Source organism: Blautia sp. MSK.20.85, assembly GCF_013317245.1.
In the GTDB taxonomy this organism is placed as follows: domain Bacteria; phylum Bacillota; class Clostridia; order Lachnospirales; family Lachnospiraceae; genus Blautia_A.
In genome coordinates this window covers 1-21,816 of sequence record NZ_JAAIUN010000039.1, presented here as the reverse complement: position 1 = coordinate 21,816, position 21,816 = coordinate 1, and the positions used below count along the sequence as shown (strand labels likewise).

The following is a 21,816-nucleotide window of genomic DNA, read 5'->3' as shown; positions in this document are numbered from 1 at the left end:
TTGCTATTCCGCAGAGATTCTAATAAAATAAAAGGAACACATAAGAGAATTTTTACAGAATATGGAGACAATAAATGCAGAAAGCAGAATATCGTTATTATGAAATTTCTCGGGATATTCCTGTTCTGGTGCTTACCGGGGAAAAGTGGGAAACTATTTACGGGACAGACAATATGCATTTTCATAATTATCTGGAGATCGGTTATTGCCATTATGGAAAGGGAACGGTGCAGCTCGCGGATCGAGAACTTACTTATGATGCCGGCACCATTACATTCATTCCTCATAACATTCCGCACAGGACATGTCCGGAGCAGAAAAAGGCAGATGAGAAGCAGAAGTGGGAATATCTGTTTGTTGATTCCGATACTATTTTGAAAAAATGTTTTGCAGATGTGCCGGAAAAGTACGTAAAATTAAAAAAGAACCTGGAGCAGAAAGTTTTTGCGCTGGATCAAAAAAACAATAAAAGAGCGGCAGAACTGATGCAGATGATCATAGAGGAAGAACAGTGTAAAAGGCCAAATTACAAGTATGCGATTCCGGCTCTTGCACTGAACCTTTTGCTGTTTTTTGACCGGCTGGGGCAGGAAAAAATGGAAGAAACCCCGCTCTCGGATACAATGGATTATATTCGGAAACTGATAAATTATATGGAACTGCACTATATGGAAAATATTATGGCGAAGGATCTTGCCAAATGCTGTGAGTTAAGTGAAACGCATATGAGGAGGATCTTTCTGGAACATACCAATACAACACCCCTTGAATATCTGAATCTGGTGCGGATCAATAAAGCCTGTGAACTTCTGATGAAAGGAAACTGTTCAGTGGAGAGTGTATCCGAGCAGGTCGGATACACGGTTTTATCTACCTTTATGCGGAATTTTAAAAAGATCACCGGACTTTCCCCGAATTCATGGAGAAAGAAAGCGCTGGAAGATCCGGAAAACATTGGAGCATATCAGATTTCAGTATTTAAAGGATGGTAAATAACAGCGATAAAGATCAGCTGCAAAGAGGAGTGCGTAATTATGAAAAAATGGAAATGTTGTTTAACAGCGATTGTGATCGCGGCGGGAAGTATGCTTGTGGGATGTCAGGAATCTTCATCAGCGAAGCCTATAGAAGCCATGTATATCCCGGCGGGAGAAGACGGTCACCTGATGGTAGGAGAGGGAACAGGAAATGTTTTTACCGTGACAATGCCCGATAATATCCAGGATAAAAACGGAAAAAAAATCTCCGAGGAAGACCTGAACCGGGGCGATATCGTAGCAATCTACGGCGACGAGATCATGTTGGAATCCTATCCTGGCCAGTATCCAGGTGTAACAAAGATCAAAGTTGTCAAAGAAGGAAAAGCATCCGATGCCGACCAGTATCAGGACATTCTCGATGAATTCTGGCCGGAAAAAGATCCCGGGGAACTGCCGTATCTGAACATAGGATACCGTGCATCTTATGGTGAAGTCAGCGCAGCAGCCACGCGCGGAGGATACAGCTGGAGCTATGCAGATAAAGATGGGGTTGAACAGAATAAAACGGCAGACAGTGCAGCAGTCACTCAGTGGCCAGACCTCCCGGTTATGAATGTGGACGGGACTACAGATATGGAACTGTATTTCGACACAAAACCAGAAAAAGTAATAACAACCGCATTTCCGGCAGAACTTTCCGGAGAAAGCGATCCAGGCGCAGGAGCAGAAGCGGAAGTAGAAGAAAAAGATGGAAATTATATAGTAAAAGATGTACAGAAAGATATGATCTACCTGATCCGTGGAGAGTGGGGAAATGGATGGGTGGAATTTGGGTTTGATGTGGGATAAAAAATAAAAAGTTGGAATGTGACTGGTGGAGTATGTGATCAAGCATACTCCATTTTTTTAGGATGAGGTGCAAACCTCAGAAAACCCAAACTTTATAAAAATATAATTGACAAAATACAAAAATAGTAATATCATAAAACTATGAATAAATGAGGTGCGCATCTCAATGATCAAAACCTCAAGGAGGAATAATATAATGGAGAAAACAGAGTTTACGCAGGCAAGAAAGAAAACAGAACTTTTATACATGCTGGAAATGATGATGAGAAATCCAGAAGCTCCGGAAGAGAAGAGAAATAATCTGAAAATTTACATAATAAATGTAGATCAGGGACCAAATTCCTGCTTGTATACAACAAAAACAAACGTTGCTTTTCTGAATACATGCATAGAAAGGCTTCCTCGAAATTATGAACATCTGGACGGAATCCAGAGAGCATTAAAACAGAAAAATGTAGATGATATTGAACAGGGACATCTTAAAAGCAGTCGGTACGATACACCGAATTCCGTTACGATCATGCTGAAAGAACAGTGCAACTTTTATGAGCTTCAGGATGTAGCAGGAATGAATGAAATTAAATGTCTGGTGATCCATCTGGACCAGATTTATGAATATTTAAACAGTCCGGAAGCTGAGACAAATGAAGAAGGTTTTCTGATAGATCCGGAAGCTGCGACTATCGGATATATGATTGACGGACATCATAGAAATGAAGGTGCATATAATGCGGCAAAGAAGATAAAAGAAGTAATGGAAGAGAGAGAAATCCAAGATAATGATGAGGTTTATCAGAAATATCAGTATGAATTTCCAACCAGTATTTATATTGGGAGAAGCCGAAAAGACATGGCTGGAATTTTTGGAGGTATCAACAATAAACAGCAGAAACCTTCGGCTATCCACGTGATGGCGATCCGTCAGATGAGCCTGGATCTGGATGAAGAAGAAGATCTGGCAGCACGTGTCATGGAAAAGATGAACAGTGAAAATGACAGTGTACTGAAAGATCGGATCAAGGTATGTGACGGAAGATTACCAAAGGGAGCTCCGGCTACATTCCTGAACAATGCAAAAATGGTAAAGCTGATCACAGACTGGTGGAAGGTTGCCATGAAGAATCCATCTTCCTGGAAATGTAAGGGCACGGACAACAACATTTATACATTTTTGAATGATTATCTTACAGCTTATAAAGAAGTTTTCCCGGAAGCATGGGATAACAAGAACTATGTACTGACAAAAACTATGGGCTTTGATATCATTTTTTCAATCTGCAATCAGCTTACTTTGAACGCTGTGGACATTTCCGGAGTAAACCGACTGCCGGATAAAGATGCATTTGTATCTATCCTTCAAAAAGTATTTTTTACAAAAGATGACAGTGGAAATATGGTACCAGTCGAGGTTGAGCTTGATGGCGAAAATGCAGTTCCATTTAACTGGGAAAGCAGCATCTACGGTTCACATTCCAGTGGAAAGGGAATCAATATCCTGAAAAAAATAGTGGAGCAGCTGATCATAAGCAGAGTGGATCACTGATTGGGCGCAGGTTGTGAGAGGTATTTTTTCGTATTGGTAAAAAATTATATACAGACTTGCTTTTCGGATACAGGGCGTTTCAGTATTGCGCAATATTTGTGCTCATAATTCCAGAACTTATAATTGCACAATACATACGACACCGGAAAATGATACGCTGATTCAAAATAATAGTGCTGTAGTCAGTCTCAAAGCAATGAATCTTCCGGCGGATTGGAAAGGACATTTAAGTGTATAAATGCAGTAGGTTGGCATAAAATAATAAAACAGTCCCAACCAAGCATTTTTGCTCAAATTGGTTAGGCATTCGGCGGAGTGTTAAGACAAGCACTTCGCCATTTTTATTTTGATGAAGAATATTCATAATACAGAGTGATGGTAAACGCTACAGTATAGTCAAGGCTGTATCAGCGGACATCAAAGATGGAATACATCTGTATAAGGATATGATGAAATATTTTATTTGTAATATGAAGAAATATGGAATATACTTAAAGATATATAACCCAAGAGAGGCTAACGAGAATGTGTAGTGTGGCAAAACCAATTATTAAACAAATTAGAGATAGTCGAGAGGCATTGGACTTTTTTGAGACAGTATCATTGCCTGCAGAGGATGAGAAAACGCAGGCTATTATAATGGATTTTCCTACAGTTTATATTCATAATTGGCAGGATTCTGGAGCATTTGAGGTATATGTTGGGGAGACAAATAATATTTTTAAGAGAACACGACAGCATTATGATGCTGCTTTAAATCAGCCAGGATGGCAGAGCAAATTGTTGAAAAAAAATGCAAGTCTTTTTATTATAGGTCATGAACATTTCAATAAATCGTTAACGCTCGACATAGAGAATCGCTTAATGCATTATATGATGAGTGTAGAGCGTGTGAAACATGTATATAATTTAAGAGATAATCCGCAAACGAGTTATTACCCTATGGAAGAATTTGATGAAATATTCAGCAAAATTTGGAGAGGACTCAGAAAAGAAAATAAAGATTTATTTCCGACAGAAAGCGCAATAAAAGATTCAGCAATATATAAAGCGTCACCACTTCATAAACTAACTAAAGAACAGGAAGAGGCAAGGGAACTTATTATCCAAAAAGTTTCTGAGGCACTTGAAAAAGAAGAAACGAAGCAACTGATTTTTATTGATGGTGAAGCTGGAACGGGAAAGACTGTTTTAACTAGTAGTACATTTTATGAATTATATTGTCAGGCAGAGGAGAGTAATAAAGAATTAAAATGCCAGTTGTTGGTTAATCATGATGAACAGATTATAGTATATGAGCAAATAGCAGAGAAGCTTGGGCTGACAGAAAAATACGGGAAGGTTGTTAGTAAACCCACGACTTTTATCAATAATCATTCAGAAAATGATCCTATCGATGTGGCATTTGTTGATGAAGCGCATTTGCTTCTTACACAAGGCAAACAGTCATATCGAGGTGAAAATCAGTTGAGAGACATTATAGATAGAGCTCGTGTGACGGTAGTAATGTTTGATGAAAATCAGATTCTCACAACAGAGCAGTTTTGGGAATCTCAGATTCTTGAGAAGTACAGAAACCAAGCAAAAGCGGAAAATAATCATATCGCATTATATAAGCAACTTCGTATGCAGGTAGATTTTGCAACAATGGATTGGATAGATTCCTTTACAAAAGAGAGATGCTTAAAGAAAATTCCAGATACATTTGGAGGATATGACATCAAGGTATTTGATAAGCCTGAATTGCTTGATGTGGAGATTCAGAAAAAAGCAAAAGAAAGTGATTCGATGTTGTCAAGGGTGATTGCAACTTATGATTGGGAATATAGCTCAAATCATAGACCAGAGGACAGGCTTATGAGGTATTGGGAAGTACTGATTGGAAAATGGCATAAGCCTTGGAATAGGGAGTTGGAGTCTGAACTTACAAGAAAAGAAAAAAGAGCTATTAAAGGATTAGCGTGGGCTGAACAACCGCAAACGATAAATGAAGTTGGTTCAACATTTACAATTCAAGGATTTGATCTTAATTATGCCGGAGTTATTCTTGGACCATCTGTGAAATATCGTAATGGAAAGGTAATATTTGATCCTTTGGAAAGTTGTAATGAGAAGGCAATTCGAAATAGAACATTATCTGATGGAACAAAACAGAAATTTGGTGAAATACTAATTCAGCATGAAGTGAGAGTCTTAATGACACGAGGAGTTAATGGAATGTATATTTATGCCTGTGATCCAGAACTTCAGAAAGCGTTATTAGAAGCAGCAAAATAAAGGAGTAAGTTTAATTATGAAGCAGGAAACAATAGATAGAATCAGAAAATTTACAGAGGACAGAGACTGGGAGCAGTTTCATTCGCCAGCAAACCTTGCAAAATCTATCGTAATTGAGGCGGCAGAGTTATTGGAGTGCTTCCAGTGGTCTGATGAAGAATATGATCTGCAGCATGTCAAGGAGGAGTTGGCGGATGTTTTGGTTTATAGTCAGAATCTGTTAGATAAGCTGGAACTGGATGTGGATGAGATTATAAATATGAAGATGTCGCAGAATGAAGCAAAGTATCCGGTAGAAAAGGCAAAAGGGAGCGCGGTCAAGTACGATCAGCTGTAACAGTAGAGAAGGAAGAGGAGTTATAAGAACATGATAAAAGTTTTATTCGTGTGCCACGGCACTACCTTAGCAAAATTCTGAAAAACCTTGATTTTACAGTATATTTTTGAACCAGTAGGGATGTTTTACTAAGTTTTTACTAAAGAGGAATCCCTAGCACGAATTGTGAAAAGTAACATATAGTATGACCTTATTAATTGGTAGAACAATTGGTAAGGTCCTTTTTTATTTCAAGGAGGTTCAAAATGAAAAGTACAGCGTTAGGAGCAGAAAACATTATTTTTATCAGTGATGCACATGAAAAATTCTACTATGAAAAATTACAAGAAGTACGGTATCAGGATGTGTACCATAAGGCATTGTGTTATTGTCTGGGTATTAATGGAGATACCAGAAAAAATGCTGACAGAATTTATAATTTTAAAACGGGGTCTGTTAAAACGAAATGTTTACATGAAGGATGGCAGACAAGCGGTAGCTTAAAAGTAGTGAGGATGGCATTTAATCTGTACTGTAACAGCACGCCAAGCGTTTGGGATTATGAAGATGCAGAGGAACAGGTAAACGAGTGCAGACAGTATACAGTAGAGGATATCTTCTGCTGTGCATATGCACCATATTTTTGGCAGGCAGTACAGATCCGTTATCCGGAATATGTAGTGTACAATCAAAAGTTACATGCCATGCTTGGAGGAATAGATTAATGCTGAAAGTGAGACTGATGGGAACAAAAAATGATATTGCATGGTTTCAGAAAATCCTGCAGCGTCATCCTAAAATTGAAGTTATGGAATTATCGGAACTTTATTCCAATAAAGGGACGAGCAAATATTATAGAGCTTATGCTGAAATTGAAAAAAGTAATGTAAATAAAAAATAGTAGAAAAACAGGAGAATTATATCATGTGCAAAATAATCGCAATCGCAAATCAAAAAGGTGGAGTAGCAAAGACTACAACCACTATTAATCTTGGAGTAGGACTGTCTAAGGTTGGAAAACGTGTAATGCTGATAGATGCTGATCCACAGGGACATTTGACAATGGGACTTGGTTTTCCAAAGAACTTAAGGGTAACATTGAAAACAATGATGGAAAATATCATTATGGGATTAGAATTTGATCCCAGGGAAGCAATTTTACACCATGAGGAAGGAATAGATGTAATTCCATCTAATAAACTTCTTTCGGGAATGGACATGTCATTATTTACGGTAGAGGACAGAGAAAAAGTCTTAAAAGAATATCTGGAACTTTTGGAAAATGATTATGACTATATCCTGATTGATTGTATGCCCTCGTTGGGAATGATGACAATTAATGCGTTAAGTGCAGCTGATAGCGTTTTGATTCCGGTGCAGCCTCAATACTATGCGGCAGATGGCCTCATGGAATTACTGAAAGTTGTGAAAGGCATTCATCAGAGATTTAATCCTGATTTACAGATTGAAGGGATTCTGTTTACAATGGACAGCAGTCATTATAATAATTCAAAGAGAAATAAGCAGGCAGTACGAGATGCTTATGGAGCAGAGATTATAATTTTTGATCAGACAATTCCAAGAACAGAAGCTCTTGCCGAAACTGCATCAGAAGGTGTCAGTATTTTTTCTTACGATGCAAAAGGAAAAGGTGCGTACAGTTATCAAGCACTTGTCCAGGAGGTGCTGAATCATGCGTAAACCTAAGAAAGAAATTCAGCTTACTTCTTATGATGAATTGCTTGGAATCAATGAAGCCGAACAGAATACTCTTAATCAGATTGTTGAAGTGCCATTAAATGAGTTACATCCTTTTAGAAATCATCCATTTCATGTAAATGATGATGAAAAAATGGCTGAAACAGTAGAAAGTATTAAGAATTATGGCATCTTAAATCCTGCATTGGTACGTCCTCGCGCAGAGGGAGGATATGAACTGATTGCTGGTCACAGGAGAAAACGTGGTTGCGAACTGGCTGGAAAAAGTAAAATGCCAGTACTCATACGGAACTATACCGATGATGAAGCCGTAATCGTTATGGTGGATTCTAATATACAGAGAGAAAATTTGCTTCCAAGCGAAAAGGCATATGCTTATAAAATGAAGATGGATGCAGTAAAACATCAGGGCATAAAAGACGAAAACGCAGCTTCTGTTGACAGTGCAGATCTGGTTGGACAGGCTGCCGGTGACAGTGGAAGAACCGTTCAGCGTTACATACGCTTGACCTGTCTTATTCCGGAATTGCTGAAATTGTTGGATGAAGGAAAGATTAATTTTACAGTAGGTGTTTCATTAACCTATTTATCAGAAATGGAGCAGATTTGGGTGAAAGACTGCATAGTGTCTGGAGCAAGCTCTGTTACAGGTTCAATGGCAACAAAACTGAAGCAATACAGCGATGAAGGTAATCTGACAGAATTAGCGGTACAGCTTATTCTGAATGAAAAGAAAACAGAGACAGGAAAAGTTACTTTAACTGAAAAGAAAATACGAAAGTATTTCCCAAAGGAATATAACAGAGAACAGATTGAACAGGTTATCTATGAACTGCTTGATAACTGGAAGAAAAGCCAATAACGAGGGAAGGAGGGAAAGCAAAATGGCAAAATCCGAAAGCACAAAAATAGAGTTTGGTTATTTTCACGATTATGAATCGGAACAGTTTGCTTTTTACCGTATTCCCAAAGTATTATTCACAGATGAATATTTCCGTAATCTGTCCAGCGATGCAAAGGTTCTTTATGGGCTGATGCTGGACAGAATGGCTTTATCTATCAGACATCAGTGGTTTGATGAAGAGGGTAAGGTTTATATTATTTTTACTGTTGAACAGGTTATTCAGTATATGAATTGTGGAAGAGATAAAGCAATGAAAACGCTTGCAGAACTGGATACCAAAAAGGGAATCGGATTAATTGAAAGAGTCAAACAAGGATTTGGTAAACCGGATATTATTTATGTAAAGAACTTTATTTTAAGGACATCAAAAGATGTTAAAAACAATGATGAATCCGAAGAGAGTATTCAACAAAATCGAGAGGTCGAAGAAGTCGACTTATCGGAGTCGGAAAAATCGACTTATCGTGGTCGGAAAAATCGACTTCAAGGGGTCGGAAAAACCGACTTCAAGAGGTCGGAAAATACGACTTATCGTGGTCGAAAAATCAGAACTACAGAAGTCGGAAAAACCGACCCTAATAATACTAATTATAATTATACTGATATTAGTAATACTGACAGAAGTAATACTGATCTTATCAATCTTTCAGATTCTTCCGAACAGCAGTCAATGGATTTGATGGAAGAGATGGAGTTATTCCAGATGAATACTGCACTTGTAAAAAGAAATATTGAATATGACTGTCTTGTACAACGATGCAGACTAGGGGAACAGCAACAGTTGGATGAAATTGTGGCACTAATTGTGGAAACAATCAGCATAGAACGGGAGAATATTACGATCAGTGGAGTGAAATACCCATATCAGTTCGTAAAAAGCAGATTATTGTTGCTGGAAGAAAGCCACATAGAGTATGTACTTGATTGTCTGCATGAGAATACCAGGGAAGTAAAGAACATAAAAGCGTACTTGCTTACCTGTCTTATGAATTCAATAACGACAATAGGCAATTATTACCAGGCAAAAGTAAATCATGATATGTACGGAGGTGGCATATGAGAGGAAAAGAAATTATAACAAAATTGATAATTCCTGGTGCAATAGCTATGATTATCTGCTTAATTGTTCACCCTATGTGCATGAATGGTGAAATATTAGACTGGAGAAAATTATTGCTTTTTGTGGGAATACCTTTCGGAATCCAGAAAATGTTTTTGCTGGTCGTTCCAAGAAATGTGGGGACAGGGGAAATGCTTGGTTTGGTGGTACTTAAACTGATGGTAGGAAGTTTGATTGGAATAGGGGTTCTTGCCTGGAGATTATTAGCTGTAGCAGGCATTTTGCTAAAAAACGGCATTTCTGGAATTATATGGATCATAAAAAGACTGAAAGAAATGGTGATCAAAAATGAGCGAAAAGCAACTGGAAAAATTGTATTATAGCATTTATCCAATGAATCAATGTGAGACACAAAGTAAAAGTTATGAAGAGACAAAGGAACTGTGTGAAACATTAGAAAAGGAAATGATAAGTCTAATGAGTCCGGATCTGCAGGCAATGTTTGAGGATTACAAGGAATATACTTTAAATCTTAAACAAACAGAACAGAGAGACGCTTACATAGATGGATTAGCGTTTGGGATTCGCACAATTTCGGAAGCCTTTTTACATGAGAACAAAAATAGAATATGGTGATTGAAAAAGCAGTCTGTCAAGGCTGCTTTTTCTGTACCGCTTACATAGGAGGATGAGATGTGATTGATTTGATAATTATTATTATGGCAGGAATAGTGCTTTTGTTTTTGCTGTCTTGTTGCTTTATGGTTGCAAGGCTATTGGATGAGGAAATATCTATGTATGGATATGAAGGAAAAGAAAACTGGGAAAGGGAACAACTTCCCGACAAATTGTCGAGAAGTTCAACAGATGAAAGACATGGAGATAAATGAAAAGATTCGTTATTTTCGGAAACAGAGAGGGCTATCGCAGGAGCTGCTTGCAGAACGAACAGGAATTAATGTGAATACAATTCGGAAGTATGAAATAGGCATACGAAAGCCGAAAGTAGAACAATTAAAGAAAATTGCGGATGGACTTGAAATTAGTGTAATAGAATTTTTGGATATTGAAATAGAAAATGAAGCGGACTTGATTGCTATGCTGAAAAAAATCAGTCCGTTTTTTAAATGGGACGGATTGCTTCATGTATTGGTGGGGGAAAAGTTTTTATGATTGGTGTTGGAAGTGCATTGGTATCACTGTTGCTGATCTTTGTTTGTTATTCACTGACACTGACAGCGAAAAGAGCAGATGAAAATTTATTGATGATTTGTGAAAAGAATCAGAAAAATGAAGAAGAGAGAGGAAACCGAGAAATGGAATCACAGAGAGACATTTTAAGAGTAATTGAAAAAGAAATCAAAAAAGGAAGTGCGCCAGTTGCATTTGCAGGTTTGGGGTTTTCCGAGGAATGTTATCATTTGGTAGATAGTCAGGCTAAGATGAACCAACTTTTAGATTATTTTTTTCGCAATGAAGAATACGCAGCTTTGGCAGAGCGGCAGGTGAAAAGTAATATCTATGCAGAAATGGGCAAAAGGCTGAATTTCCGTAGTGCCAGATCTGATCGAGACAGAAAGAATATGGAGGTAGCGGCAAAACGATGGATTAAGAAAAAGCATCCAACATTTGATGGTGATGTATATGTCGAAAATATCCGGTGTTTTCTGGACATTTCCCAAGAAGAGTTAGAAAAACGTAAATGTACAGTCAATGAACAGGATACGACAGCACTTATTTTCAGCCAGAAACATCTTGAAGCATTATACTTGCAATGTCTTATGCACAGACGAAATGCGATGCAAGAGATTCCGGAATTAAAAGGTTTGTCAGAAACGTGCAACAGGATTTATAAATTGCAGGATGTAGATGTATTATTCCAATGCCTGCTGATGGATCAGATGGATTGGGAAGAAGAAAAGTTATATGTGCAGTTCAGCACAATTTATTTATTGAAGCAGACAGTGAAAAATTAAACCCCATGACTTCTCGACAATTTGTCGGGAAGTGGAAAGGAGTCAAATTCCAATGAAAATATATCTCCCCCATCTGTTAGTACCACCGTAATTTGCGGATCAGAGTCGAAAGGAGGCGTGCAAATTGCAGGAAGAAGTTACTCAGAAAACAATCGCATTGTCGGTTAAAACTGCAAGAGTGACTGCCGACGTGTTAAAAAATATGCTGCGGAAGTATCTGTCAGGACAGAAGCAAAAGGGAAAGAATTCTTATAAGGTTGGAAAACAGTCATACAAAGAATTGAAAAGCCAGGGTTCTGGTTTATCTAATATTGAGATCACAGATGGAAATATCAAGTCTTTTGAACGTGTGGCGAAAAAATACCGCTTAGATTTTGCCTTGAAAAAAGACAGTTCGACCAAGCCACCGACCTACTATGTGTTCTTTAAAGGACAGGATACAGAAATGATGAATCTGGCATTTAAGAAATATTTGGGTGTACAGATGAACAAAAAGGATAAACCATCTATTATGAAAAAACTTATGCACTTTAAGGATGCTGTGTCTAAAGGAAAGAACAGAGAACGAGCAAGAGAACAGCAGAAAGACAGAGGGCAGAGTTTATGACGGAGAAAAAACAGCAGCATAAGAAGAAAAGAGGAAAAGTTCAGCATATCAGAGGTTCTCCGAAAAAGAGAAAAATATTTGGAAAAGCTGTTTTTTCTTCAGAGAGTATCCCAGGAAAAATGCTTGCGGATGTGAAAAATCTGATCACGGATAAGGCAAGTGAATTGAAGAGGACAGATCAGAAAAAGCTGTTTTTAGCTAATTTCCCCTATCTGATGTTTGCTTATTTTTTCAATAAGATTGCCTGGCTGTATCGGGTAAACACCGGAGCAACTTCCTGGGATAAATTTATGAACACTATTACTTATTTTGAACTGGCGTTTCGGAATCTCTGGCCAAGTTTGAATTATATGGATCTGTTTTGGGGAATCGCAGGAGGCGTGGTTGTAAAATTTGTTATTATTTACCGCACGAAAAATGCCAGGAAATATCGGCTGGGTGTGGAGTACGGTTCTGCCAGATGGGGAACAGAAAAAGATATACGACCATATGCGGATCCTGAATTTGAAAATAATATTATTCTCACAGAAACAGAGAGTCTTACTATGTCAAGCAGACCAAAGAATCCGAAATACGCCAGGAATAAAAACATTCTGGTAATTGGCGGTTCTGGTTCTGGAAAAACCAGATTTTTTGTAAAGCCTAACATTATGCAGATGCACAGCTCCTATGTGATTACTGATCCAAAGGGAACTGTGCTTCTGGAGGTTGGCAGTATGCTGGCAAAAGGCAGTCCGATGACGGATGAGAATGGAAAAATCGTGCGGAACAAAGAGGGAAAAGTTATATACGAACCGTATAAAATCAAAGTTTTGAATACAATTAACTTCAAAAAATCCATGCACTATAATCCATTTGTATATATCCGCAGTGAAAAAGATATTTTAAAACTGGTAACAACCATTATTGCTAATACCAAAGGTGAAGGGCAGCAATCAGGTGAGGATTTTTGGGTAAAGGCGGAAAAACTCTATTATTGTGCCCTGATTGGTTATATCTGGTATGAAGGCAGGGAAGAAGAAAAGAATTTTAATACTCTGTTGGAAATGATCAATGTGTCAGAAGCCAGGGAAGATGATGAGAATTTCAAGAATCCAGTAGATCTGATGTTTGATGAACTGGAGCAGAAAGACCCGAACCATTTTGCAGTAAGGCAGTACAAAAAATACAAACTGGCTGCCGGTAAGACAGCAAAATCTATTCTGATCAGTTGTGGTGCAAGACTCGCACCCTTTGATATTGCGGAACTGCGGGAGCTTATGAGTTATGACGAGCTGGAATTGGATCTGGTTGGTGACAGGAAAACTGCATTGTTTGTTATTATTTCAGATACCGATGATACCTTTAATTTTATTGTTTCTATTATGTACACACAGCTTTTTAATCTGCTCTGTGACAGAGCTGATGATGTATATGGAGGTAGACTTCCAATTCATGTGAGGTGTCTCCTGGACGAGTTTGCGAACATCGGACAAATTCCAAAATTCGAAAAATTGATTGCTACGATTAGAAGCCGGGAAATCTCAGCTTCTATTATTTTGCAGTCAAAGTCTCAGCTTAAGGCAATTTATAAGGATAATGCCGATACCATCGAAGGGAATTGTGATACGACCTTATTCCTGGGTGGAAAGGAAAAAACGACATTAAAGGAAATAGCGGAGATCCTGGGAAAAGAAACCATAGATCTTTATAACACATCGGATACGAGAGGCAGTCAGCGGTCTTATGGAATGAATTACCAGAAAACAGGAAAGGAGTTGATGAGCCAGGATGAAATAGCAGTTATGGACGGAGGAAAATGTATTCTGCAGGTGAGAGGTGTCAGACCATTTTTCTCAAATAAATACGATATTTGCAAACATAAAAACTACAAATATCTGTCCGATTATGACAAAAAGAATACCTTTGATATTGAAAAATATCTGAGTACTAATCTGATACTGAAACCAGAGGATGAAGTGGAACTGTATCAGATGTAACTTCTCGACAAATTGTCGGGAAGTGGATCATGGGAGGAAATCATGAATAATTTGGAAAAAAGGAACAGTCGGTATCCATCGACGAAAATGAATATACCGACTGTACGTGTGAGGAATTTTCCAAGTAGAAAATCCTATGCTTAGTGTAGCACAAAAGGCAGGGTTTATATAGTGTTTTCTTCCCTTTCTGGAAAAAATCTAAGAAAGGACTGGAAAATGTAAGTTTTCCAAAGGTACACTTATGGCATTTTTTACAACGGCAATTACGACCTTAAAAACATTGGTTTGTGCAATCGGAGCCGGACTTGCAGCCTGGGGAGTGATCAATCTGCTGGAAGGATATGGAACGGACAATCCGGGTGCAAAGTCACAAGGAATAAAACACTTAATGTCTTCTATGTGAAAAGATTTTAAAGAGAAAATGCACATCCTACGCAGATAACATGACAATTTCATGCAAAGCGAAAGGAGACACCATGAAAATCGAATACACAAAAGTGGGAGACTATTATTTACCGAATCTTTACTACCCGGAGGAAACCAGACCGATTGGCTTATGGGGAATGCTTCGGAAGGAATATCTGAAAGAACATAAATCTGGAACTTATACATATCTTCTTCTGACCGCCAGGCTGGACAGTTATTTGGCAGATCTGAATGAACAGGCACAGGAACGCTTTGAATTGATCGAAACTCAGATGCGAAGTGCGGAGGGAGTTTCCGAGGAACTGAAGAGACAGAATCCTATGGAATGGCTATGCCACTGTAACAATATCCGCAACCGGGCTGCTGAGATCATCAAGCAGGAACTGATTTATGTATAAGGGGGATTCTAGATATGAGAAGAGAACTGATTGAAAGTTATTATGAAGAATACCAGCGGGAGCTGGAAAGATTTCTTGAATCTGACCCGGAGATGTTCACTCTGGAAGCAGAAATTCATCATTACATAGAAATACTGGAACCGGTCCTCAGAGATGGCGGACAGGAGATGTGGCAGACACTGGACAGGATTATTTCAGCGAAAAATGCAATGGAGGGAATTGTGGCAAAAGAAATGTATATCCGGGGATTTCTGGATTATGAAAGACTGGTGTGTGAAAAAGACAGTAAGATCTGAATAATCAGAACATAGACTATATATAACGAGGCTTTTATTGTATAGACAGTAAGAGCCTCATTTAATATAGTTTTCATAATAAAAAACAGGTGGTAGTACGTATTTGCTTTGTGTTATATAAGAATTGGTCTGGCTGAACAATGGTGAAAATTTACTATGATTTTACTTAAATCTGATTGAAGGATGAAAAAGTGATGATATCATATAGTGGGTTGATAGGGTTACAGAAAATGTATTCACAGAGGCAGAGAAGAAATAATGAAAGTAAAAAATGCAGATGAATTTTATAAAATATTAGAAAGAAAGGCTATATATCCGGTATTTCAGCCGATTGTAAATTTACAGACTGGAGATGTGGCAGGATATGAAGCTCTTAGTCGTATCGACAGGCATGATACGACTCTTATGATTTCAGATTTGTTTGTGATTGCTGAACAGGTAGGCTGTGTTTGGAAATTGGAAAAATTGTGCAGAAATAAAGCATTGAAGGCAGCGGCGAATAAACCAGAACATGCAAAATTATTTCTTAATGTAGATGGTAATATCATTCAGGATAAATCGTTCATACAGGGATTTACAAACCGTAAGGCTGCGAAAACCGGAGTACCGTCCTGTGACATTGTATTTGAAATAACGGAACGGTCGGATATAGAAAACTATCAGATTCTGCAACAGATTATGAAGCATTATGCAGATCAGGGATATGAAATAGCTTTGGATGATGTTGGAGCTGGATATTCTGGTCTGAACCGTGTAGTAAATACATCGCCAAACTACTTAAAAGTTGATATAGAACTGGTCAGAGATATTCAAAAACATAAGAAAAAGGAAATTATGATGGAATTTCTGTTGCATTACTGTAATGAGACAGGAGCAATTCTGATTGCAGAAGGGATAGAAACAGAAGCAGAGTTGGAGTGTCTGTGTAGATTAGGTGTTCATTACGGACAAGGATATTTTCTTGGAAGACCGGACAGAACGTTCAAAAATGTAAGGAATGAGGCGATGTTGGTATTACGTAGACTGAATAATAAATCGTAATGAAAACTATATGTCAGCAGGTGAAAAATGAATAAGTCAATTATAACATTATAAAGATTTCCATTGATTTTTACACCTATTTTACACAAGCACTCACATAGATTTGATTTCTGTCTTCTATAATTGTATAGGAAAATGTAGATCTTATATAATAACAGGAGAGGAAAGAGAAATGAACGAGAATGTGAAAGTGGTTTTTGGTCTGATCGGTGGCCTTGCCTTGTTCCTTTATGGAATGAACAGCATGAGTGATGCACTTCAGAAAGCCGCAGGAGAACGAATGAAAAAAATCCTTGGATTTCTTACAAGAAATCCAATTATGGGAGCACTTGCCGGAGCACTTGTAACAGCTGTATTGCAGAGCAGTTCAGCGACGACAGTTATGGTTATCGGTTTTGTCAGTGCGGGACTTATGAGTCTTCCGCAGGCAATTTCTGTTATCTTTGGTGCCAACATAGGAACCACTATGACGGCACAGCTGATGGCATTTAAAATCAGCAATTATATTTATCCAATTATCTTTGTTGGATTTATTCTGAACTTTGTTAGCAAAAAAGAAAAGGTTAAAAATATCGGTATGGTAATTTTTTCATTCGGACTTTTATTTGAAGGAATTGAAATCATGGGTGAAGTCATGAAACCTTTGGCGGGAAGTCCGGTCTTTGTTGATCTGATGGGAAAAGTTTCATCCATTCCGGTTCTTGGTGTTGTACTGGGAGCGGTCATGACATTGGTTGTGCAGAGTAGTTCAGCTACGATTGCAGTTCTGCAGAATTTTGCATCACAGGCAGGACCGGACGGAGTAAGCAGTGTAATAGGGCTTACCGGTGCGATTCCGATTCTTCTTGGAGATAATATAGGTACAACGATCACAGCACTTCTTGCATCAATTGGACAATCTAAAAATGCAAAACGTACAGCAATTGCGCATAGTATTTTTAATATCAGTGGAAGCTGCGTTTTTATTTTCCTGGTTCCGTGGTTTGCAAAATTTGTCCAGTTTATTTCACCAAAGGGAAATGAGATTGATGTGATTTCAAGACAGATTGCAAATGCACATACAACGTTTAATATCGTCTGTACACTGGTCTGGCTGCCACTGATTCCGCTGATGGTAAAAATTGTTACAACAATCATCCGTGGAAATGACAAAACAGAGAAAGCAGCTTTTGAACCCAAATATCTGGATATGAAAGTGATTGAACAGCCGGCGGCTGCTATGGTTCTGGTATCTAAGGAACTGAACCGACTTGGAGAACTGGCAGAATCTCTGTTAAGTGATTTAAAAACGGCGATTGTAGCAGATGGAGACTCAAAAACTCATGGTTCGTTTATAGAAAATCTGGAGATTGTACATCAGTTACAGGACAGTGTGACAGAATATATTACCAGATTATTCGCAAGCGGAAACCTTACAGAACAACAGTCTGAGCAGACGGCAGGGTTACTGTATGTAAACAATAGTATTCAGAGGATTGCAGACAGATGTGAAGATATTGACCAGATATGTGAAAAAGTAAATAACAATGGAAAAAGACTGACCAGTGAAGCCTCCTCAGAAATGGAAGACTGCATTGATATTATCCAGCAGCTTTTAAAGAAAGCAATGGAGGCAATCCGTAAGGGTGATGCTGTAGTGGCTGAAACAGTTTTTGAAAATAAGAAAAAAATGCATAAAGCAGAGAAAAAATACAGTAAGGCACATTTAAACCGTGTAAAAAATGAGGTTTGTGATGCGTCTATGACAAGATATTTTTCTGGGATCATGTATAATTTTGACCGTATGGCAGATAATTGTGTCAGCATTGCAGAAGAAGCCTGTGATAATGTGGCTTTTATAAACCTTGATGAAGAGACGGGAAAATCAATGATGGAAAGAGGTGCAGTATAAAATGGTAAAGAAAAAAAACATCCGAAAATCTGCACTTCTGCTGATAATGATAATGCTGGCAACGGGAATAACAGCATGTGGAACCGAGGAAGAGCCATTGCCGGATCTGTCTGCTATGGGAGCTGTCACAGCTGTATCACGAGAAGAAGGGTCAGGAACCAGAGCAGAATTTGAGAATCTTTTGAAACTGCCTGAGAGTGATACAGGAATAGTTGTTGATTCTACAGAGAAAGTTCTGAAAAAGGTGGAAGAAGATAAAAACGCAGTTGGTTATGTCGCATATAGTTCCGCAACAGATACGAATGGAAAAATACTTCAAATCAACGGAGTTCTTCCTTCTGAGAAAACAATAGACAATAACAGTTATCCTCTTTGCAGGGATTATTATCTGGCTTATAATGGAGAACTGACAGATGTGGAACAGGATTTCCTGACTTATGTAAAGAGTAAAGGACAGGATATTGTGAAACAATATTGTATTCAGGCTGACAGTACAACAACATTCCTTTCTGACAAGTCAGAAGGAAAGATTCTGATTGAAGGATCCACTTCAATGGAACCAATGGTAAAAGCACTGGCAGATGACTATCAGAAACAAAATCCAAATGCTGAAATAGAAGTAAAAGCAACAGATTCTTCAAGAGGGATTACGGCGGTGATAAGTGGAGAGTGTGATTTCGCAATGTCATCCAGAGAATTAAAGGATTATGAAGCAGAGCTTCTGGAAACAAAAGTCATTGGAAAAGATGCTATAGCTATTGTGATAAATGAAGAAAATCCACTGGAAAATCTTACAATAAAACAACTTACAGGTCTGTACAATGGAACATATAAAAACTGGGATGATCTTTCCTGAGAAAAACGAATATAATATCTTACAAGCACTGACTATAACGGTCGGTGCTTCTTTTTTGGATTTTTTCAAAATTATCTGACATTCTTCAAATTCCCACGTGTGATTAGTGGAAAAATAATTTTTTCTGCAAAAGTACCGTCCAAATGCCCTCTGAAACTTGCTATTAGTGAGGGAATATTTCATTTATGCGAAAAAAACTTGCAAAAGGGGGTTGGTAAATACCGCTTCCCAGGCTTTATAGGTAGAGGAACAATTATTTTAAAAATTTTACCCCAAAGATGTCCGCTTTTGCCTGTCTCAGTACAGAGTATGTGAAGGGACTAACAAAAGTAAAAGAAAAAATGATAAAAATGCAAAAAAATATCACGAATCTTTTGCATCTTGCGAAGTCATTTGACTCTAGTAATCAGAGGACGTTTTGGAATGTTCCTTCGATGAACCTTGACAACCGATAAGTGCACCCTGGAAGCCTAACAGGAGTTATGCCATGACCTTTCTTTTTCTGAGAGCGAGCGAAATTATAATGACACTCCCGATGATGGGCGGCTGACCGAAGCCTTATGGTCAGTGACCTGCTGATGCAGGCAGAGGCAGTCTGAGACGGCTGCAGGTGACAGGGAAACGCACGCCAGACCGCCGGACGAATGAAACTGATGACAATGTTTACAGGGCAAAATGCCCGGAAAGGAGCAGTTTATGACAGAACTGAAAATGAAAGAAATGCAGTTGATTAACTGGTTTGGATGCCCGAATCTGATTTATACAAGGGAGAGAATCCATCTGGTTGCCATGCTTACAACAGATGAAGAAATGAAAAAGAATCTTTACAGGGTATGCAGATTCCTTGCAAGAGAAGAAATCGCATATCGGTATCCGATCATGTATGAAATGATCCGGAAAATATTTTCACCGGATGATACCAATCCACCGGAAGCATGTGCAATGTTTATGCCGGACGATGAAACAGATGATGAAGAATATGCAATGGCAGCGTAGCTGCGGAAAGGACAGTAACGATTATGAATAAAGTGGTTTTAATGGGAAGACTGACAAAGAATCCGGAGATCAAATATGCCGGAAAAGATAATGATATGGCAGTAGCAAGATATACACTGGCGGTAAACAGAAGATATAAACGTGACGGTGAACAGGAAGCGGATTTTATTTCCTGTGTCACATTCGGAAAGAGTGCAGAGTTTGCACAGAAATATCTTCACAAGGGAATGAGGATTGTGATTGGCGGTCGTATCAGCACTGGCAATTATAAGGACAAGGACGGGAAAACAATTTATACTACAGATGTGATCGTGGAAGAACATGAATTTGCCCAGAACAAGGATAATGGTGTTGGAGCTGATTCATCGGAAACACCGAAAACAGATAAGGACGGATTTATGGAAGCACCGGAAGGTGAGGTTCCATTCGACTAAACCGAAGTAAATGGTTGGAGAGGTTGCCCTTTGTCGGGGCATCCTCTTTTCCATTTTACAGAAGACATCAAAAATTACAGGTATTCAACCTAACGAAATCGTGATATAATCAAAATATGTTCAGATGAAAAATATGGAGGTTGCTTATGGGCGTAAGTTATAACAGATTATGGAAAATGCTCATAGATAAAAATATGAAGCGGATAGAGATGCAGTACCTCACCGGGATCAGTGGAAATATTCTTGCCAGGATGGGAAAAAACCAGTATGTATCAATGGAGACGATTGAGAAGATCTGCAAGAAGCTGGACTGCACCGTTGATGAGTAACAAGAGCAGACATGTCAAATTATTAAAACTGGAAGAATGCTTCAGAAGTCGAAAAAAGAAATTGAAAAAAGATAACACGCCGGATACGGCATAAATCTCTTAGCAACGCTAAGAGCGCACTTCTATACAGGCAATTCCATCTGCCTGTATCGTGCGACCTGCGGTGCTGTTCCCGATTTCAAGAAATCTCAAACCGGGAAATACAGCGAAATCAGAGATTTCGTACAAGGGGAAGATCCCCTTGCGGCACAGATGCCTATCCCTGATAAAGTTTGTGACTGAATATTTCAGATATAGACATATAAGGGGAAAGAAAGTGTGAAATCAAAATTTGTGGAGAGATTTTATGATTAGAAAAGCAATACTAAAAGATGTTAATTCGATTGAAGATACTTACAATGAGCATTTCCAGTATGAACTGAATCATACAGCCTTTACTGTATTTAAGAAAGGGGTTTATCCAACGAAAGATGATGCAGAACGGGCTATTTATGCTGGTGCTTTGTTTGTATATGAAGAAAACGGAACAATTGTTGGAAGTATCATTATTGATAAAGTTCAACCAATAGAATATGCAACTATTCCTTGGAAAGAAAAATTATCTGAAGATGAGGTAATGGTAATTCACCTTTTAATGGTACGTCCGAGTATGTCTGGTAAAGGAATTGCATCATCACTAATAAAATTCGCTACAGAATTAGCACAAAAAAATAGTTGCAGGGCACTACGTTTGGATACAGGAAGTCAAAATATTCCTGCGCTATCTTTGTATCAAAAAAATGGATTTGAAATAATTGCTAGTGCTTCTAAAAAAGTTGGAGATGTAATTGCACACAAAAACCATCTTTTTCTCGAAAAGATATTGTAGTTCGTAAATTCCAGTTGTGCGCCCAGCTAAGGGTGTGTAGTCAAGCCGGTGGGATTCCGGTTTATCCAAGG

The 21,816-nt window shown here is 38.3% G+C and carries 27 protein-coding genes; all 27 read left to right on the top strand.

Annotated features, from left to right (window positions below; translation table 11 throughout):
• The first annotated feature begins 74 nt into the window (after nt 1–74).
• The 27 genes from G5B12_RS15325 (at nt 75) to G5B12_RS15195 (ending at nt 21,745) form a co-directional block, all read left to right on the top strand.
• The gene (locus G5B12_RS15325) at nt 75–992 is read left to right on the top strand and encodes a helix-turn-helix domain-containing protein (RefSeq protein ID WP_174088732.1); all 918 of its coding nucleotides are present in this window, start codon (nt 75–77) and stop codon (nt 990–992) included.
• 42 nt (nt 993–1,034) lie between these two features.
• Entirely contained in the window at nt 1,035–1,829 is a 795-nt protein-coding gene (locus G5B12_RS15320; protein ID WP_021976869.1) for a hypothetical protein, read from the top strand.
• Between the two features lie 196 nt (nt 1,830–2,025).
• On the top strand, nt 2,026–3,372 hold the full coding sequence (locus G5B12_RS15315) for a DGQHR domain-containing protein (RefSeq protein WP_021976870.1): 1,347 nt from the start codon (nt 2,026–2,028) through the stop codon (nt 3,370–3,372).
• Nucleotides 3,373–3,897: 525 nt separating this feature from the next.
• Nucleotides 3,898–5,649, top strand: coding sequence for a DUF2075 domain-containing protein (locus G5B12_RS15310; protein WP_021976871.1), 1,752 nt, complete (start codon nt 3,898–3,900; stop codon nt 5,647–5,649).
• Nucleotides 5,650–5,665: 16 nt separating this feature from the next.
• On the top strand, nt 5,666–5,986 hold the full coding sequence (locus tag G5B12_RS15305) for a nucleotide pyrophosphohydrolase (RefSeq protein WP_021976872.1): 321 nt from the start codon (nt 5,666–5,668) through the stop codon (nt 5,984–5,986).
• A 245-nt stretch (nt 5,987–6,231) separates the two neighbouring features.
• Nucleotides 6,232–6,690: a DUF6075 family protein gene (locus G5B12_RS15300; RefSeq protein WP_015541251.1), complete on the top strand. Its 459-nt coding sequence runs from the start codon at nt 6,232–6,234 to the stop codon at nt 6,688–6,690.
• Nucleotides 6,690–6,866 (top strand): hypothetical protein, encoded by a 177-nt coding sequence (locus G5B12_RS15295; RefSeq protein ID WP_005426617.1) that lies wholly within the window; start codon nt 6,690–6,692, stop codon nt 6,864–6,866. The genes G5B12_RS15300 and G5B12_RS15295 overlap by 1 nt, the downstream gene beginning before the upstream one ends.
• Nucleotides 6,867–6,889: 23 nt before the next feature.
• Entirely contained in the window at nt 6,890–7,666 is a 777-nt protein-coding gene (locus G5B12_RS15290; RefSeq protein WP_005426615.1) for a ParA family protein, read from the top strand.
• A complete protein-coding gene (locus G5B12_RS15285; RefSeq protein WP_174088730.1) occupies nt 7,659–8,546 on the top strand; it encodes a ParB/RepB/Spo0J family partition protein in 888 nt (295 codons plus the stop codon). Before G5B12_RS15290 ends, G5B12_RS15285 begins: the two co-directional genes overlap by 8 nt.
• 22 nt (nt 8,547–8,568) lie before the next feature.
• Nucleotides 8,569–9,648 carry a DUF6017 domain-containing protein gene (locus tag G5B12_RS15280; RefSeq protein ID WP_044925930.1) on the top strand — a complete coding sequence of 360 codons (1,080 nt, stop codon included), beginning with the start codon at nt 8,569–8,571 and terminating at the stop codon, nt 9,646–9,648.
• Complete coding sequence (locus G5B12_RS15275; RefSeq protein ID WP_005426609.1) at nt 9,645–10,031, top strand: DUF6050 family protein; 387 nt, start codon at nt 9,645–9,647, stop codon at nt 10,029–10,031. Before G5B12_RS15280 ends, G5B12_RS15275 begins: the two co-directional genes overlap by 4 nt.
• Nucleotides 9,997–10,284 carry a DUF6809 family protein gene (locus tag G5B12_RS15270; protein WP_015541255.1) on the top strand — a complete coding sequence of 96 codons (288 nt, stop codon included), beginning with the start codon at nt 9,997–9,999 and terminating at the stop codon, nt 10,282–10,284. Before G5B12_RS15275 ends, G5B12_RS15270 begins: the two co-directional genes overlap by 35 nt.
• Nucleotides 10,285–10,343: 59 nt before the next feature.
• Nucleotides 10,344–10,538 carry a hypothetical protein gene (locus G5B12_RS15265; protein ID WP_005426607.1) on the top strand — a complete coding sequence of 65 codons (195 nt, stop codon included), beginning with the start codon at nt 10,344–10,346 and terminating at the stop codon, nt 10,536–10,538.
• Entirely contained in the window at nt 10,516–10,821 is a 306-nt protein-coding gene (locus G5B12_RS15260; protein ID WP_227094345.1) for a helix-turn-helix domain-containing protein, read from the top strand. Before G5B12_RS15265 ends, G5B12_RS15260 begins: the two co-directional genes overlap by 23 nt.
• Nucleotides 10,818–11,624, top strand: coding sequence for a hypothetical protein (locus G5B12_RS15255; RefSeq protein ID WP_005426603.1), 807 nt, complete (start codon nt 10,818–10,820; stop codon nt 11,622–11,624). Before G5B12_RS15260 ends, G5B12_RS15255 begins: the two co-directional genes overlap by 4 nt.
• Nucleotides 11,625–11,748: 124 nt before the next feature.
• Nucleotides 11,749–12,231, top strand: coding sequence for a PcfB family protein (locus G5B12_RS15250; protein ID WP_059085509.1), 483 nt, complete (start codon nt 11,749–11,751; stop codon nt 12,229–12,231).
• A 119-nt stretch (nt 12,232–12,350) separates the two neighbouring features.
• Nucleotides 12,351–14,210 carry a VirD4-like conjugal transfer protein, CD1115 family gene (locus G5B12_RS15245; RefSeq protein WP_242872568.1) on the top strand — a complete coding sequence of 620 codons (1,860 nt, stop codon included), beginning with the start codon at nt 12,351–12,353 and terminating at the stop codon, nt 14,208–14,210.
• A 241-nt stretch (nt 14,211–14,451) separates the two neighbouring features.
• Complete coding sequence (locus G5B12_RS15240) at nt 14,452–14,613, top strand: Maff2 family mobile element protein (protein WP_055066063.1); 162 nt, start codon at nt 14,452–14,454, stop codon at nt 14,611–14,613.
• A gap of 73 nt (nt 14,614–14,686) precedes the next feature.
• A complete protein-coding gene (locus G5B12_RS15235; protein WP_015543451.1) occupies nt 14,687–15,034 on the top strand; it encodes a TnpV protein in 348 nt (115 codons plus the stop codon).
• Nucleotides 15,035–15,048: 14 nt separating this feature from the next.
• Nucleotides 15,049–15,330 (top strand): hypothetical protein, encoded by a 282-nt coding sequence (locus tag G5B12_RS15230; protein ID WP_003864601.1) that lies wholly within the window; start codon nt 15,049–15,051, stop codon nt 15,328–15,330.
• A 258-nt stretch (nt 15,331–15,588) separates the two neighbouring features.
• Nucleotides 15,589–16,371, top strand: coding sequence for an EAL domain-containing protein (locus tag G5B12_RS15225; protein WP_173719112.1), 783 nt, complete (start codon nt 15,589–15,591; stop codon nt 16,369–16,371).
• 172 nt (nt 16,372–16,543) lie between these two features.
• A complete protein-coding gene (locus G5B12_RS15220; protein ID WP_003864599.1) occupies nt 16,544–18,262 on the top strand; it encodes a Na/Pi cotransporter family protein in 1,719 nt (572 codons plus the stop codon).
• A 1-nt stretch (nt 18,263) separates the two neighbouring features.
• On the top strand, nt 18,264–19,118 hold the full coding sequence (locus G5B12_RS15215; RefSeq protein ID WP_015543454.1) for a substrate-binding domain-containing protein: 855 nt from the start codon (nt 18,264–18,266) through the stop codon (nt 19,116–19,118).
• 696 nt (nt 19,119–19,814) lie between these two features.
• Nucleotides 19,815–20,114, top strand: a complete 300-nt coding sequence (locus G5B12_RS15210) for a hypothetical protein (protein WP_015543455.1) — start codon at nt 19,815–19,817, stop codon at nt 20,112–20,114.
• A 23-nt stretch (nt 20,115–20,137) separates the two neighbouring features.
• Nucleotides 20,138–20,548 carry a single-stranded DNA-binding protein gene (locus tag G5B12_RS15205; RefSeq protein ID WP_003864594.1) on the top strand — a complete coding sequence of 137 codons (411 nt, stop codon included), beginning with the start codon at nt 20,138–20,140 and terminating at the stop codon, nt 20,546–20,548.
• A gap of 146 nt (nt 20,549–20,694) precedes the next feature.
• Nucleotides 20,695–20,877, top strand: a complete 183-nt coding sequence (locus G5B12_RS15200; protein WP_174088728.1) for a helix-turn-helix domain-containing protein — start codon at nt 20,695–20,697, stop codon at nt 20,875–20,877.
• Nucleotides 20,878–21,223: 346 nt separating this feature from the next.
• A complete protein-coding gene (locus G5B12_RS15195) occupies nt 21,224–21,745 on the top strand; it encodes a GNAT family N-acetyltransferase (RefSeq protein WP_003864592.1) in 522 nt (173 codons plus the stop codon).
• Nucleotides 21,746–21,816 lie beyond the last annotated feature (71 nt).